This window comes from Stenotrophomonas sp. CASM114, assembly GCF_049384325.1.
Taxonomy (GTDB): Bacteria; Pseudomonadota; Gammaproteobacteria; order Xanthomonadales; family Xanthomonadaceae; genus Stenotrophomonas; species Stenotrophomonas muris.
In genome coordinates, this window is sequence record NZ_JBMRGJ010000001.1 from 170918 (window position 1) to 184807 (window position 13890).

13 protein-coding genes are annotated in these 13890 nt (G+C 67.8%); 4 read left to right on the forward strand and 9 right to left on the reverse strand.

Going from position 1 to position 13890, the window contains the following annotated elements; all coding sequences use genetic code 11:
• Positions 1–36: 36 nt before the first annotated feature.
• Positions 37–906 (reverse strand): L1 family subclass B3 metallo-beta-lactamase, encoded by an 870-nt coding sequence (gene blaL1, locus VG566_RS00750; protein ID WP_241883931.1) that lies wholly within the window; start codon positions 904–906, stop codon positions 37–39.
• Between the two features lie 203 nt (positions 907–1109).
• Here blaL1 and VG566_RS00755 point away from each other — a divergent pair, with 203 nt between their 5' ends.
• Positions 1110–1376: a hypothetical protein gene (locus VG566_RS00755; RefSeq protein WP_014647303.1), complete on the forward strand. Its 267-nt coding sequence runs from the start codon at positions 1110–1112 to the stop codon at positions 1374–1376.
• 9 nt (positions 1377–1385) lie between these two features.
• Entirely contained in the window at positions 1386–2564 is a 1179-nt protein-coding gene (locus VG566_RS00760) for a low temperature requirement protein A (protein ID WP_241883930.1), read from the forward strand.
• Here the strand turns inward: VG566_RS00760 and VG566_RS00765 are convergent.
• From VG566_RS00765 to VG566_RS00775, 3 genes are read right to left on the reverse strand one after another with little or no spacing between them, the layout of a single operon-like run.
• Positions 2561–3982 carry a hypothetical protein gene (locus tag VG566_RS00765; RefSeq protein WP_241883929.1) on the reverse strand — a complete coding sequence of 474 codons (1422 nt, stop codon included), beginning with the start codon at positions 3980–3982 and terminating at the stop codon, positions 2561–2563. The genes VG566_RS00760 and VG566_RS00765 overlap by 4 nt on opposite strands.
• 16 nt (positions 3983–3998) lie before the next feature.
• Complete coding sequence (locus tag VG566_RS00770; RefSeq protein WP_241883928.1) at positions 3999–5498, reverse strand: DUF6384 family protein; 1500 nt, start codon at positions 5496–5498, stop codon at positions 3999–4001.
• A 1-nt stretch (position 5499) separates the two neighbouring features.
• Positions 5500–6696: a cell surface protein gene (locus tag VG566_RS00775; protein ID WP_164109990.1), complete on the reverse strand. Its 1197-nt coding sequence runs from the start codon at positions 6694–6696 to the stop codon at positions 5500–5502.
• Positions 6697–6999: 303 nt separating this feature from the next.
• Between VG566_RS00775 and VG566_RS00780 the strand changes: the two genes are divergently transcribed.
• Both VG566_RS00780 and VG566_RS00785 read left to right on the forward strand, forming a co-directional pair.
• Positions 7000–7434 (forward strand): EamA family transporter, encoded by a 435-nt coding sequence (locus VG566_RS00780; RefSeq protein ID WP_032962665.1) that lies wholly within the window; start codon positions 7000–7002, stop codon positions 7432–7434.
• A 31-nt stretch (positions 7435–7465) separates the two neighbouring features.
• Positions 7466–7858, forward strand: coding sequence for a DUF3224 domain-containing protein (locus tag VG566_RS00785; RefSeq protein ID WP_049408744.1), 393 nt, complete (start codon positions 7466–7468; stop codon positions 7856–7858).
• On the opposite strand, the gene VG566_RS00790 is transcribed toward VG566_RS00785, so the two are convergent.
• From VG566_RS00790 to mgtA, 5 genes are all read right to left on the reverse strand, one after another.
• Positions 7855–8370, reverse strand: coding sequence for a DUF1697 domain-containing protein (locus VG566_RS00790; RefSeq protein WP_241883927.1), 516 nt, complete (start codon positions 8368–8370; stop codon positions 7855–7857). The genes VG566_RS00785 and VG566_RS00790 overlap by 4 nt on opposite strands.
• Complete coding sequence (locus VG566_RS00795; RefSeq protein WP_164109986.1) at positions 8367–9008, reverse strand: response regulator transcription factor; 642 nt, start codon at positions 9006–9008, stop codon at positions 8367–8369. Before VG566_RS00795 ends, VG566_RS00790 begins: the two co-directional genes overlap by 4 nt.
• A complete protein-coding gene (locus VG566_RS00800) occupies positions 9001–10056 on the reverse strand; it encodes an ATP-binding protein (RefSeq protein ID WP_164109984.1) in 1056 nt (351 codons plus the stop codon). The genes VG566_RS00795 and VG566_RS00800 overlap by 8 nt, the downstream gene beginning before the upstream one ends.
• A gap of 294 nt (positions 10057–10350) precedes the next feature.
• The gene (locus VG566_RS00805) at positions 10351–11088 is read right to left on the reverse strand and encodes an MgtC/SapB family protein (RefSeq protein ID WP_005416700.1); all 738 of its coding nucleotides are present in this window, start codon (positions 11086–11088) and stop codon (positions 10351–10353) included.
• A gap of 30 nt (positions 11089–11118) precedes the next feature.
• Positions 11119–13878 carry a magnesium-translocating P-type ATPase gene (mgtA, locus tag VG566_RS00810; RefSeq protein ID WP_241883926.1) on the reverse strand — a complete coding sequence of 920 codons (2760 nt, stop codon included), beginning with the start codon at positions 13876–13878 and terminating at the stop codon, positions 11119–11121.
• Positions 13879–13890 lie beyond the last annotated feature (12 nt).

The following is a 13890-nucleotide window of genomic DNA, read 5'->3' on the forward strand; positions in this document are numbered from 1 at the left end:
GGCCGGCAAGCCGAGCATGGGCTCGGCTCTACAGGATCAGCGTGCCGTGGCTGTTTCCTTGGCCAGCTGTGCGTCGAACTTCTTCTCGGCCGCATCCGCGTAGGCCTTGCAGGTCAGGGCGTTGGCTCCGGCCTCTGCACCCGCGGCATAGTTCCAGTTGCTGGCGCCCGGATGCGGCGTCAGCAGCAGGTCGCAGGGCAGGGCGCGCACCGTAGCGAAGCTGCGCCGGTAGTCCTCGACCAGGCGGGGATAACGGGCGTTGCCCTGCAGCTGGTAGCCCGGCGCACTCAGGCTGTCGGCGTAGGCGATGCGCACCGGCTGGCCATCGCGGGTATCGGTCCAGGTCCAGGCGGTGCTGCCTGGGGTGTGCCCCGGCATGAAGTGCGCGGTGAACGCGATGCCGCCCACGTTGACCACCTCGCCATCCATGATGATGCGGTCGGTGCTGGCCGGCGGAAAGGTGATGCTGTCGCCAAAGTGCAGGTCGTTGCTGCCACCGCGCGCCAGCAGCACGGCCGATTCGGCGTTGGCCGCTACGCTGGCGCCGGTACGGCGCTTCAGCTCCGCCACTGGCCCGGCATGGTCGGCGTGTGCGTGGCTGAGCAGGATCAGCCGTAGATCCTGTGCTGCCACCCCGCGTGCCTTCATGTTGTCCAGCAGGTGACCGGCCATCTGCGGCATGCCGCCGTCGAGCAGTACCGCACCGTCGGCGGTCTGCACCAGCAGCGCGGTCAGGTCCTCGGTGCCGATCTGCCAGGTGTGGTCGGCAATCTGCAGCGGTGCCATCGGCTGCAGCCACGAGGCGTCCACGGTGTAGGCCTGCAGCTGCGGCAGCGGTGCGTCGGCGGCAGTCACATCAAAGGCAAGTGTGGCAGTCAGGGCAAGGGTCGTCAGGCAAAGGCGCATGGCGGAGAGGTGTCTGGGCAGGGTCGGATGAAACTAGCACGCGGGCGGGGCGGACCGTTTCGCGAATAATTCATGGCTGCGATAAGGTGCGCCGCAGCCTGCCCAGGGATTGTTCGCTGGCCATGGATTGTGAATCCACCTCCACGGGCTGGAGCGCAGAATCGGCCGGGGCTAGCCTGCTACCAGGCTCAAGGAGGTGGACCATGCACGTGCTCATGGTGATGCTGGGTGGCGTACTGCTGCTGGGGGTATTCGTGCTGTTTGGCCATCTCTGGAGCACGGGCACCTCGCAGCTGCCCACGGCACTGATCGCCTTCATCGCCACCTGGCTGCTGGTGGCCGTGGCCAACATGTGGGTAGGGGTCAGCAAGGCCGGCTACGCGGTACGCGAGGAGCTGCCGATCCTGTTGCTGGTATTCGCCGTGCCGGCGCTACTTGCCGGTTTCCTGTACTGGCGCCTGGCGCGCTGAAGGAGTTCCATGAGTACCCGACTGCGCCCGCCCGCGCTGCGCCACCGCGATGGCCATCATGCCCGCGTGACCTATGAAGAACTGTTCTTCGACCTGGTCTACGTGTTTGCGGTCACCCAGCTCAGCCACCATCTGCTGCACCACCTGGACCTGGCCGGCGTGCTGCAGACCCTGGTGCTGTGGTTCGCGGTCTGGCTCGGCTGGCAGTACGCGTGCTGGGTCAGCAACTGGTTCGACCCGGAGGCGCCGCGCGTCCGGGGCGTGATGTTCGCCACCATGCTGCTGGCGTTGTTGATGTCCTCGTCCATTCCCGAGGCGTTCGCCGATCGTGCGTGGATCTTCGCCGGGGCGTACGCCACGATGCAGGTCGGACGCACCGCGTTCGTGCTGCTGGAAGTCGGCCGCAACCATACGTTGGCGCCGAACTTCCGCCGCATGCTGGCCTGGGTCAGCGTGTCGGCCTGCTTCTGGCTGGCCGGCGCGGCGGCCGAGGGCCACCTGCGGCTGGCACTGTGGGCGATGGCGGCGGCCTGCGAATACATCTCGCCGATGTTCGGCTTCGCGTTCCCGGGCATGGGCCGGTCGCACACCCGCGACTGGACCATCGAGGGCGGTCACCTGGCCGAACGCTGCCAGCTGTTCGTCATCGTCGCACTGGGCGAGACGTTGCTGGCCACCGGGGGCGTGCTAAGCGACGTCGAGCACTGGAGCCTGCAGGTGATCTCGGCGGTGCTGGCCACCTTCGCTGGCACGATTGCCATGTGGTGGCTGTACTTCGGCATCTCCAGCCGCGATGCCACAGAGGCCATCACCCACGCCGAAGACCCGGGCCGGATGGGCGCCAATTTCCATTACGTGCATGCCCTGCTGATCGCCGGCATCATCGCCACCGCGGTGGGCAACGATCTGGTCATGGACCATCCGGCGGCGGCCGTCACCACGGTGTACGCCACGGTGATGGTGGCGGGCCCGCTGATCTATCTGCTGGGCAGTGCCCTGTACAAGCACGTGGTCTACGGGCGCGCGCCGCGCTCGCACCTGCTGGGCGCCGCCGCACTACTGATGCTGGGCCTGGTGTTGCCCTGGATGCACCTGCTGGCCGCCGGATGGCTGACCAGCCTGGTGCTGCTGGGCGTGGGGTTGCTGGATGCGCGGCTGAAGCGGCGCACCCGGCCGTTGCCGGGCTAGAACCCGCCGCCGGTCTTGAAGTCACCGCCGCCGCTGATACCACCGCCGCTGTGGAAGCTGCTGCCGCTGGAACTGGAGCTGGAACTCGAACTCGAACTCGAGCTCGAACCCGAGCCGGAACTGCTGGAACCGCCCGAAAGCAGGTCGAACAGGCCGCCAGAGGAGCGGGTGGTGCTTCGGCTGCTGGTGGTGCTGAAGAAGGATGCGGCGACGGTGGCCGGCGCGGCGGCCCGGTAGCTCGGCGCCTCGTAGGCCTGGCGCTCGATGTCTGCTGCCGCCTGGTAGCTCCTCCGCGCCGCCTGCAGGCTGTCCAGGCGCTTTTTCAGCACGGCCATTTCGCGGGTGTGCTCGCCTACCATCCCATCGATCTCGCCCAGGCGCAGGCGACTGCGATGGATGCGCTCGAGCACGGCATCGTCCTCGCCGGAGGCGGTGGCGGCCACGCGCCGGTACAGGTCGTCCATGCTCTTGGCCGACAGCGTGCGCGCCAGCGCGGTGAGCAGGGCGCTGCCTTCGGCATCGGTCCAACTGCGGAAGCCGTCGATCTGTGCCTGCTTGGCATCCACGGTCTGCCGATGCAGCTGCTCGGCCAGCAGCGCCTGCGCTACTGCGCCCTGTGCCGTCTGCAGCTGCTGGCGCAGCGGGTCGCCACCGGCGCGGGCGAGGGCGGCATCGCGGGCCTGCTGTACCGGTTGGCGGGCCGCCTCCACGTCGTCGCGGGCGCGTCGGGCATGTTCCTGCAGATAGGGCGGAAGCTCGACCAGCGTGGCGTACTCGCGACGGGCACGGTCAAAGCCGCACAGTTCGGCCAGCCAGCCGTCGACGGTGCGCACCAGTGGCCAGCCGCGGTAGGCCGTGCTGCCGTAGTTGCGTCGGTGCAGGTACATGAAGATCGGGTCGGCCTGATAGGCGCCGGCCTTGGCGTCATGCTCCGATTGGGCAGAGGAGGCCATGCGCTCGACCGTGTCGGCGCGTGCCACGGCCAGCTGCAGGTCGTCCTGCAGCACCCTGTAGGTGGGTTCCGCTTCCAGCGTGGTGTCCACCTGGTCCTGCAGGGCCTGCCAGCGTTCGCCGGCGGCGTCGCGTGCGGCAACGGCCTCCTGCGACCGCTGCTGCAAGGACTGCTCGATGTCCAGCAGCGCCTGCAGTTCGTCGTCCAGTACCGCCGCTTTGCGGTCACGGCGCTGCAGATCGGCGCTGGACTGCTGCAGCAGGTCCCGGGCCAGCATCGGCGGCGCATCGGTGGCGGCCTCGGCCTGCAGGCGCGCCAGGGCGTTGAAGTCGTCGCGGACCCGCCCGTGCAGCGCTTCCTGTTCCTTGATCAGCTCCCGGCACTGGTCGCCACGCGCGGCCAGTTGTGCCTGCACCTGGCCGATATCGGTCTCGACATCGGCAATCGCGTCGTTCAGGTCTCTCATGTCAGTTCCTTACCCATCACCATTGGGTGATGTAGCCACCGGTGGCGGGCATGCGGAACCGCGGCGACAGGCTGCCGCGCGGCTTGCTGCCGATCTGGTCGTCTTCGATGATGCCGTTGTCCTGCTTGTCGGCGGCAACCCGGTTGTAGGTGGCCTCGGGCACGCGCACTGCAAACACCGAGACCCGTTCCTCCTTGCCGGTTTCCTCGTTGCGGATCGGCAGTTCGGCAGCATTGCCGGCCTCGTCCAGCGCTTCGGTCACCAGATAGTAGTTGCGGCCACCATTGGCCTTTTCGTTGTAGCGCCAGACGCCGGTGCGTTCATCGTCACGGTTGACGATGCGGTAGACCAGGGTCTGCGACAGCAGCCCCACCAGCTGGCTGACCTCGTCCAGGGCCGGCCCGGCTTCGGCCAGCGTCTCGACCCGGATCAGGCGGGCGGCCTGCTCCAGCGCACGCTCGAAGCGCTTGCGGTCTTCGCCGGCGACACCGGTGGCGAGGCCGTCGGCCTTGAGCTGGGCCAACCGCTCGTTGAGCGCGGCCAGCGTGGCGGCGCTGCCGATCAGCTCCTTCAGGGTCGCTACCGCCTGGCCCGCCGCGGCCATGTCGCCCGCGCGCAGTGCCACGTCGCCGCCGGTGTAGGCGCGTGCGCGCGCCTGCTCTGCATCCGGCGCGAGGCGTGCCGCCCTTGCAGCGGCGTTGGTGGTATCCAGCAGCTCGCTGGCCTCGATCGCCTGGCCGAGAATGTTCACCCGCTCGGTCAGCGGCGGCAGCGTTTCCCTGGCATTCGCCAGCAGCTGCGCGGCGGCCTGCCGATGCTGCTCAACCTGCGCGGCCGCCTGCTCGCCGGTGGCACTGCCACCACTGCTGAGCCGGGTGAGCTTGTCCTTGCGCACAAGGGTCGGCTGTGCGGCCAGTGCGGCGGGAACCCCGGCGAAGCGCCGCTGTGCTTCGGCCAGCGCGGCCTGTGCGCCTTCGGCCAGTGGCTGCAGGCGCCCACCGCTGGCGGTGGCACGTGGCAGCAGCCCCTGCAGGGCCTGTTCCTGTGCGGCCAGCAGGGCGCGCGCTGCAGCAGCCTCCTGTTGCTGCGCGGCCACCTTGTCGTTCAGCACCTGCACGTTCTTCTGCACGTTGCTCTCGTGCACGAACGCTCCGAAGCTGCGCGCCATGACCAGCAGCATGCCGAGCACCAGCAGCAGGAAGGCCGCCAGCAGCGCCCACTTCAACAGGCGGGCCCGATCGATCCAGCGCCGCGCCAGCCACGCCTTCCAGCCACGCGGCGCGGTGTAGAGGTAGCGCTGCTCGCGCTGGGCCTGGATGCCGGCCTCGAGGATCTCGTCGGAGACCTCGATGCCCTGCGAGCGGTACAGCTCAAGCAGGCGCTGCTTCAGCGTCGCCTTGTCATGGCCGCTGTCGGCCAGCGCCTTCATTTCGGCGTTGCGGTAGCGCAGCTGGTCGACCACATCCATGGTCAGCAGCGCATCCTGCAGCTCGGCAGGGGCCATCGTGGCACTCACCTCAGCGCGACTCCGGGCTCGGCGGCGCCTGCAGCAGGGCGGCGAAGCGCTGCTTGCCCTGTTCGACATACTCGGCGATCTCGGCCGAGTCGCGGGTCGCCTGGCCGCGCAGCTGCTCGATCTCCTGCAGCGAGGTTTCCTGGAAGTGCACCACCGCATCGACCAGCTTGCGCACCGAATCGACGCCGATGGTGGCGCCGTAGCCGGCCTTCAGGCCCTCGTGCAGCACGTCATCGCCGATGTTGGCCACCGCTTCCAGGCCCTTGGAGGTGCCCTCGGTCATCGCATTGAGCGCCTGCGTGGACTCATGCAGGCCCATCTGCGTGGTGAAGGCCAGGTTCAAGGCGGTGAAGCTGGTTTCATTGGTGGAGAAGAACACCACCGAGCGCTCGTTGACGCGGCGCTTGATCTCGTGCGACTGGTGCACGCGCAGCATGATCGCCTCGGAGGTGGCGTAGTTCACCTGCAGGTTCTCGGCAAGGTCCTTGGCCAGCTGGTAGCGCGACTCCTCGGCCTGGTTGTTGCGCAGGGCCTCATCGCGGGCCATGACCAGGCGGCCGGTGTCGGCGGCATCGGCGGCCGGATCGGCCGACTCCACGCGCTGCTGCGCCTGCTTCAGCGCCTCGCGGGCATTGGCCAGCGCCTGCTCCTGCAGCTTCAACAGCTCATGGGCCTGGATCTCGGCATCCTTGATCGACAGGCGGAAGTCGCCGTACATCTCCAGCACGCGCGACTCGCGCTGCAGCTGCTCGGCCGAATCGCGGCTGACTTCCAGGAATGTGCGGCGGATCTTCTCGAACCGGCTCGGGATGTCGCCGCGGGTGACCTTCATCCACAGGTTCTGCAGGCGCTCGCCCATGTCGATCCTGCCGTCGCGCACCTGCTCGACCATGGTGCTGGCATCGTCACGGATGCTGTCGAAGGCGCGGATGATCTCGGTATAGCGGTCGGACACCTTGGCCGAGCTGATTTCATCACGCATCACGGCATTGAAATGCCCGGACTGCTGCAGCACGCGGGCAATGGCCACCACGCGGCCCTGGTCAAGGGTGGACAGCTGCGAGACCAGCGCGATGGCCGGAGCGTTGTTGTCCTGGGGAGCGGCCAGGCCCAGGCTGCGCAGCGTGGCCATGGCGCGGTCGAGGTACTTGATCGGCGCGGTAGCGGCCGGCGTGGCAAGGAGGGTGTTCTCGGACATTTCGACGGCTCCGGTCAGGGCAGGCAATGAGGAACCTGCCGCGCGGAACGGGCAGGTTGCTGCGAAACGAAGGGGAAGGGGAGCGGCAGCCGTGCGGCGCACGACAGGCGGGCCCGGTCAAGGGCCAACGGCCCGGTATGGGCGAGGGTGGTGTCCTGTTCAAGCATGGCGCATTCCCTGCAGATCGCCCCCCTGGCGATTCCGTCCCCATTGTAGCGGCGGTGATGGGCAGGTGAAGCCCCACCGATGGCAGGGTGGAGTAGCGTTGGCGCACGCTCATCGGTTGCGGCAAGCGAGGGCTTCGTGCAGAACGTACCGCAATGGTTGCTCTGGGCTGGACTGTCCGCCGTGTTCGCAGCGCTGACCGCGCTGTTCGCCAAGGTCGGCGTCAAGGGTGTCGACCCGGACCTGGCCATGGCCATCCGTACCCTGGTGGTGGCGGCGGTGATCCTGCCGCTGGTGGTGGTCACCGGCAAATGGTCCAACCCGTTGCTGCTGCCGGGGCGCACCCAGCTGTTCCTGGTGCTGTCGGCGCTGGCCACCGGTGCGTCGTGGCTGTTCTACTTCCGCGCACTACAGAGCGGTGAGCTGGCCAAGGTGGCCGTGGTGGACAAGTTCAGCGTGGTGCTGGTGATCGTGCTGGCCTATCTTCTGCTGGGCGAGCGGCCCAGCCTGCGGGAGTGGAGCGGCATCGGCCTGGTGCTGGCCGGGGTGATCGTGCTGGCCACGAAGAAGTAGCAGCGTTCAACCGACCAGAGGAGAGAGCAGGATGCAGGGCGAAGCACACGGTACGTTTGAAGTGGATCTGCGGCCGATCGGTGGCAATGACGGCCCGATTGCGGTGATGTCGATCAACAAGACCTTCGCCGGCGACCTGCACGGCAGCAGCGTCGGCCAGATGCTGGCCTTCCGCACGCCGGTGCAGGGCTCGGCCGGCTACGTGGCGATGGAACGGGTAACGGCCACGCTGGCCGGGCGCCAGGGTGGGTTCACCCTGCAGCACAACGGGTTGATGACCCGTGGCACGCCGCAGCTGAGCGTGGTGGTGGTGCCCGACTCGGGCAGTGAAGGACTGCTCGGCCTGAGCGGCACGCTGGAGATCACCATCAGCGAGGGCCGCCATGACTACCGGCTGGTCTACAGCCTGCCGGAAGAACCCTAGCGGAGTTCCGCTGCCATCGCCGCTAGCCTAGCGACGGTGTTGAGGTTGCGCGCCGTGCCCTGTGCCGAGCCGGGAATGCGCAGGCGCGAGTCGGCCATGCCGGCGCCGTAGTGGATGAAGATCTCGCGCGTGCCGAGTGCAAGCTGTTCGTCGCGCCGGCCGGTCACGCCATCAAGCGGGTCGGCAGGCAGGCTGCCGTCGAGGAACAGGGCGACCACACGGTTGCCGGCGGCCTGCGGAAACGGATTGCGTGCCACCACGCCTGCGATCTCGCTGGCCGAACGCACCAGTACGCCCACCGGCTTGCCGGCATATTCCTGGAGCCGCTGGCCGAGGGCCTGGCGCACGCCTGCCTCGTCGAGCGAGCTGCGCAACACCACGTTGCCGCTGGCGATGTACGTGCGGACATCGGCGAAGCCTGCGTCCTCGCACATCGCCGCCAGTTCGCGCATCGGCAGCTTGCCGGTGCCGCCGACGTTGACCGCGCGCAGCAAGGCGACGTGGACGTTCATGGCGTCCCCGCCTGCAGGCGGTCGTACATGCGCACCAGATCGACCAGGGTGCGCGCGCCCATCTTGCGCATCACCTGCGCGCGGCGCACCTTCACCGTGATCTCGCTGACGCCGAGGTCGCCGGCAATCTGCTTGTTGAGGCGGCCACGCACCACGCCATCGACCACCTCGCGCTCACCCGCGTTGAGCGTGCTCCAGCGCTGCTGCAGGGCATCGAGCGCCTCGCCCTCGCGGCGGCGCTGGCGGTCGATCTCGATGCCCTTGTGGATCGCATCCAGCAGTTCCTGGTCGCGAAAGGGCTTGGTCAGGAATTCGATGGCACCGTCCTTGATCGCGTTGACGCCCATCGCAATATCGCCGTGGCCGGTGATGAACACCACGGGGAGCTGCAGGCCATGGCTGCCCATCGTGCGATGGAATTCAAGACCGCTCTGGCCGGGCATGCGCACGTCCAGCACCAGACACGCCGGCGCGTCTTCCAGGTCGTGTTCGAGGAAGGCTTGGGTGGAGGCGAAGGCCCGCACCTGCAGGCCCATCGAGGCCAGCAGGTCTTCCAGCGCCGCGCGCACCGACGGATCGTCGTCGACCACATAGACAATGGGCGCCGGATCGGCGAGGGGTGCAGTGGGCTTACGCATGGTGGACATCCGTGGCGGCGGGCAGGTCGAAGACGAAGCAGGCACCGCCGCCTGCCGGTCGTTCGGCGCGGATCTGGCCGTCGTTGGCCTCGATCATCGAGCGGCTCAGGCTGAGGCCCAGCCCCAACCCGTGCGACTTGGTGGTCCAGAACGCGTCGAACACGCGCTCGGGATGGTCGGCGGGCAGGCCGACGCCACGGTCACGGACGCTGAGGCTGACCCGTTGGCCCTCACGCCGGGTCAGCAGCGACAGACGCCGGTCGCCTGCGGGTACGGCTTCCATTGCATCCACCGCATTGAGGATCAGGTTGCCGATCACCTGCTGCACCTGTACGCGATCGGCCTGCACCGGCGGCAGGTCGGCGTCCAGCAGCAGGGCCACGGCCACGCCATGCTGGTCCAGTTCGCTGCGCGACAACGCCAGCATTTCCTCCACCGCCTGGTTCAGGTCGAAGGCGCGCCGTTCCGGTGCCGCGCCCTGGGTCAGGCCGCGGATGCGGGCGATCACATCGCCTGCGCGGTGCGCGTCCGCCAGGATGCGGGCTACGGTCTGCCGGGCCTTGTCCACGTTGGGCGGGTCCTGGGCCAGCCAGCGTTGGCAGGCTTCGGCGCTGCTGGCGATGGCCGCCAGCGGCTGGTTCACTTCATGGGCGATGGAGGTGGTGAGTTCGCCCACGGTGGAGGCGCGGGCGACCCGCAGCAGGCGACCCTGCGCTTCCTGCACGGCGGCCTTGGCCGCTTCCATGTTCAGGGCGAGGTAGGTGGTGATGCCGATCACCAGCATGCCGATCACCGAATTGACCAGGCCGATGCGGTAGGTGCCGAAGCGGGTCAGGAAGAAACTCAGCCCGGTCAGCGCGATGCAGGCGATGGCCAGCGTGATCAGGCCGCGGGCGGCCAGCACGCGCGATGCCGCGAGAATGACCGCTGCGTAGAAGCAGGCAGCAGCAACCGCGTAATCGGTGACGGTGTCGATCAGGAAGATCGCGGCCATCACGACGATCAGGGCCAGCAGCACCAGCGGGCGGCGGGGCGACAGCGATGGCATCGGGACGGCTCCCTGGCGTGGGGTGAAAGGATAGCAAAGCCGCCATCGGCAGATGCCGATCTTGGTCGGCAGGCTCTTTTGCTGTGGGTGCCGACCGTTGGTCGGCACAAGCCAGAACGATGCCTGGTAGTGCCGGCCGCTGGCCGGCAACTGCACGGTGTTGCCGGAGCTCATGAGGTTGCCGGCCAGCGGCCGGCACTACCGCAGGGATGGACACGGTCTCTGAGGGTTCTCTGCCGACCAAGGTCGGCACCTACCAAAGCGGTGCACGGTGTTGCCGGCCAGCGGCCGACACTACTCCTCCAGGCTGGCGTTCCAGAATCCCTGCAGCACACCGGGCGTGGTCGCCAGCGTCGCAAGTACGGCGTCCAGTTCGCCGGCATCCACCGTGGTGGCATACAGCACCGCTTCGATCTCCACATCGCGCTCGCCGAACGGGCGCTGGTCCACCGCGCGCACCGGGTACTGCGCCTGCTCAAGCAGCAGCAACAGCTGGTCCAGCACCTCGGCCTGCTGCTCGCGCTGGCAGACCACGTTGATCGCATAGGTCGCCTCGCTGAACGCTTCCGGCAGCGGTTGCCGCTGGATGCGGTTCACCACCGGCCGCAGCAGGGTATTGGCGGCCAGCACGAAGACGGCGGCCAGCACCGCTTCCGGCAGCAGCTTGATACCTGCACATGCTCCCACCGCCGCCGACCCCCACAGGGTGGCGGCGGTGTTCAGGCCGGACACCTGCGCGCCGTCCTTCATGATCGCGCCGGCGCCGAGGAAGCCGACGCCGGAGATCACATAGGCCACCACATGCAGCGGCGAGGGTGGTCCGCCGTACAGGTCATGGAAGCGCACCGCCAGATCGACGAACACTGCCGCACCCACCGCCACCAGCGTATTGGTACGCAGGCCGGCGGTGCGTTGCCGCAGCTGCCGCTCCAGGCCGATGACCGTGCCCAGCACGAATGCCACCGACAGGCTGATCAGCGAGCTGAGCGTGGCGCCGGCGTTGAACGCCGGCAGGTTCGGATTGATGTCCATTGCGTTTCTCCCTGGACAAGCGGCGGGCGCTTACTGCCAGCCGTAACGACGGATGTAGAACTTCTTCAGCGCGGTGGTCAGCACCGCATAGCCGAACAGGATCGCCACCAGGAACGGCCAGTAGCCGGCCGGCAGCGCCTGCAGCTTGAAGTAGCCGGCCAGCGGACTCATCGGCAGGGCCACGCCGATGGCCATGATCAGGCCGGTCATCAGCAGCAGTGGCGGCGCGGCGATGCTCTGCAGGAACGGCACCTTCGGCGTGCGGATCATGTGCACGATCAGGGTCTGGGTCAGCAGGCCGACCACGAACCAGCCGGACTGGAACAGGCCCTGGTCGGCCGGCGTGCGTGCATCGAACACGTACCACATCAGCGCGAAACAGCTCAGGTCGAAGAGCGAGCTGATCGGCCCGAAGAACACCATGAAGCGGCCGATGTCCGCCGGGTTCCACTTCAGCGGCTTGCGTACCAGTTCCTCATCCACGTTGTCGAACGGAATGGCGATCTGCGAGATGTCATACAGCAGGTTCTGCACCAGCAGCTGCAGCGGCAGCATCGGCAGGAACGGCAGGAAGGCCGAGGCCACCAGCACCGAGAACACATTGCCGAAGTTGGAGCTGGCGGTCATGCGGATGTACTTCAGCATGTTGTTGAACGTACGCCGGCCCTGGATGACGCCTTCCTCCAGCACCATCAGGTTCTTTTCCAGCAGGATGATGTCGGCCGCCTCCTTGGCGATGTCCACCGCGCTGTCCACGCTGATGCCGATATCGGCTGCGCGCAGCGCCGGCGCATCGTTGATGCCGTCACCGAGGAAGCCGACCACCTTGCCCTGCGCGCGCAGCTCGCGCACCAGTCGCTCCTTGTGCAGCGGCGTCAGCCGGGCAAACACGCGATGGTGGTGCAGCGCCCGCGACAGCGTGCCGTCGTCCATGCGCTCGATCTGCGGGCCGGTCAGGATGGTGTCCGCGTCCAGCCCCACCTGTGCGCAGACACGGGCGGTCACCAGTTCGTTGTCGCCAGTGAAGACCTTGACCTCGACACCGTGTGCGGCCAGCGCCTGCAGCGCCTGCGCAGCCGACTCCTTAGGCGGGTCCAGGAAGGCCACGTAGCCGACCAGGGTCAACCCGCACTCGTCCGCTTGCGAGTAGGCGCTCTGACTGGCCGCGGTCTCCTTCATCGCCACTGCCACCACGCGCAGGCCCTGTTCGTTCAGTTCCTCGGTGGTCTGCCGCACCCGCGCCAGGCGGCGCTCGTCCAGTGGCATGTCCTGGCCGTTCTCGCGCACGGTGCTGCACACCGCCAGCATCTCTTCCACCGCGCCCTTGCAGATCAGCTCATGGTGGTCCTCGCGCTCGGACACCACCACCGACATGCGGCGGCGCTCGAAGTCGAACGGGATCTCATCCACCTTGTGGTAGTCCTGCGACAGCCGCAGCGAGCTCTGCAGCTCCACGTGTTCCAGCACCGCGCGGTCCAGCAGGTTGATCAGCCCGGTCTGGAAGTGGCTGTTGAGGTAAGCGAACTTCAGCACGTCTTCCGAATCGTGACCGAACACATCGGTGTGGCGCTCCAGCGCGATCCTGTCCTGGGTGAGCGTGCCGGTCTTGTCGGTGCACAGCACTTCCATGGCGCCGAAGTTCTGGATCGCATCCAGGCGCTTGACGATCACCTTGCGCCGCGACAGCAGCACCGCGCCCTTGGCCAGGGTGGAGGTGACGATCATCGGCAGCATTTCCGGCGTCAAGCCCACCGCCACCGACAGCGCGAACAGGAACGCCTCGGTCCAGTCGCCCTTGGTCCAGCCGTTGATCAGCAGCACGAACGGCACCATCACCAGCGCGAAGCGGATCAGCAGCCAGCTGACACTGTTGACGCCGGCCTGGAACGCGGTGGGCGCACGGTCGGTGGCGGTGCTACGCTGGGCCAACGTGCCGAAGTAGGTGCGGTTGCCGGTGGCCAGCACCACGGCGGTGGCCGTGCCGGACACTACATTGGTGCCCATGAACAGCAGGTTGTGCTGCTCCAGCAAGCCAGCCAGGCCGTCGCCGGGGTGCGCGAACTTTTCCACCGGCAGCGACTCGCCGGTCATTGCGGCCTGTGCCACGAACAGGTCCTTGGCGGTCAGTACGCGGCAATCGGCCGGAATCATGTCGCCGGCCGACAGCACGATGTGGTCACCGGGCACCAGCTCACGGATCGGCAGGTCCAGCAGGCGAGCCGGGCGACGGCTGTGCAGGTGCGCGCCGAAGTACTGGTCGGCCACATCGGCGGCCTCGGTGCCCGGATTGCGGCGCAGCACGCGCGCGGTGTTGCCGACCAGCGCCTTCAGCCGCTCGGCGGCACGGTTGGAGCGGCCTTCCTGCACGAAGCGGATCAGCGTGGACAGCAGCACCATCGCACCGATCACGATCGTGGCCTTGATGTCCTCGGTCAGCCAGGACACCGCCGCCAGCACGGTCAGCAGCAGGTTGAACGGATTGCGATAGCACTGCCACAGGTGCCGCCACCACGGCAGCGGCTTTTCGTGATCCACCTCGTTGGGGCCGAGCGTGGCCAGCCGCTCCTCGGCTTCATGCGGGCTGAGGCCATCGGCATGCGAATCCAGCGTGGCCAGCAGCTCGGCTTCTTCCTGCTGGGCAAGGGTGACCAGGCCGGTGGTAAGCGCGAACGGCGCCGCTTCGGCGCTGCCCGGACCGAAGCCGGCTTCGGGCATCGCGCCGCGGCGGAACAGGTTGCCTGCGCGACGGCTGCGCAGGAAGGCGTTGAACCAGGCGTTGAGCAGGCTCATGGGACGCTCCTC

What these genes read in the sequence shown, in the direction of transcription:
- VG566_RS00755 (WP_014647303.1), top strand. Translation starts at nt 1,110, where the DNA reads ATGCACGTGCTCATGGTGATGCTGGGTGGCGTACTGCTGCTGGGGGTA.
- VG566_RS00765 (WP_241883929.1), bottom strand. Translation starts at nt 3,982, where the DNA reads ATGAGAGACCTGAACGACGCGATTGCCGATGTCGAGACCGATATCGGC.
- VG566_RS00795 (WP_164109986.1), bottom strand. Translation starts at nt 9,008, where the DNA reads ATGCGTAAGCCCACTGCACCCCTCGCCGATCCGGCGCCCATTGTCTAT.
- VG566_RS00805 (WP_005416700.1), bottom strand. Translation starts at nt 11,088, where the DNA reads ATGGACATCAATCCGAACCTGCCGGCGTTCAACGCCGGCGCCACGCTC.
- blaL1 (WP_241883931.1), bottom strand. Translation starts at nt 906, where the DNA reads ATGCGCCTTTGCCTGACGACCCTTGCCCTGACTGCCACACTTGCCTTT.
- mgtA (WP_241883926.1), bottom strand. Translation starts at nt 13,878, where the DNA reads ATGAGCCTGCTCAACGCCTGGTTCAACGCCTTCCTGCGCAGCCGTCGC.
- VG566_RS00775 (WP_164109990.1), bottom strand. Translation starts at nt 6,696, where the DNA reads ATGTCCGAGAACACCCTCCTTGCCACGCCGGCCGCTACCGCGCCGATC.
- VG566_RS00800 (WP_164109984.1), bottom strand. Translation starts at nt 10,056, where the DNA reads ATGCCATCGCTGTCGCCCCGCCGCCCGCTGGTGCTGCTGGCCCTGATC.
- VG566_RS00790 (WP_241883927.1), bottom strand. Translation starts at nt 8,370, where the DNA reads ATGAACGTCCACGTCGCCTTGCTGCGCGCGGTCAACGTCGGCGGCACC.
- VG566_RS00785 (WP_049408744.1), top strand. Translation starts at nt 7,466, where the DNA reads ATGCAGGGCGAAGCACACGGTACGTTTGAAGTGGATCTGCGGCCGATC.
- VG566_RS00760 (WP_241883930.1), top strand. Translation starts at nt 1,386, where the DNA reads ATGAGTACCCGACTGCGCCCGCCCGCGCTGCGCCACCGCGATGGCCAT.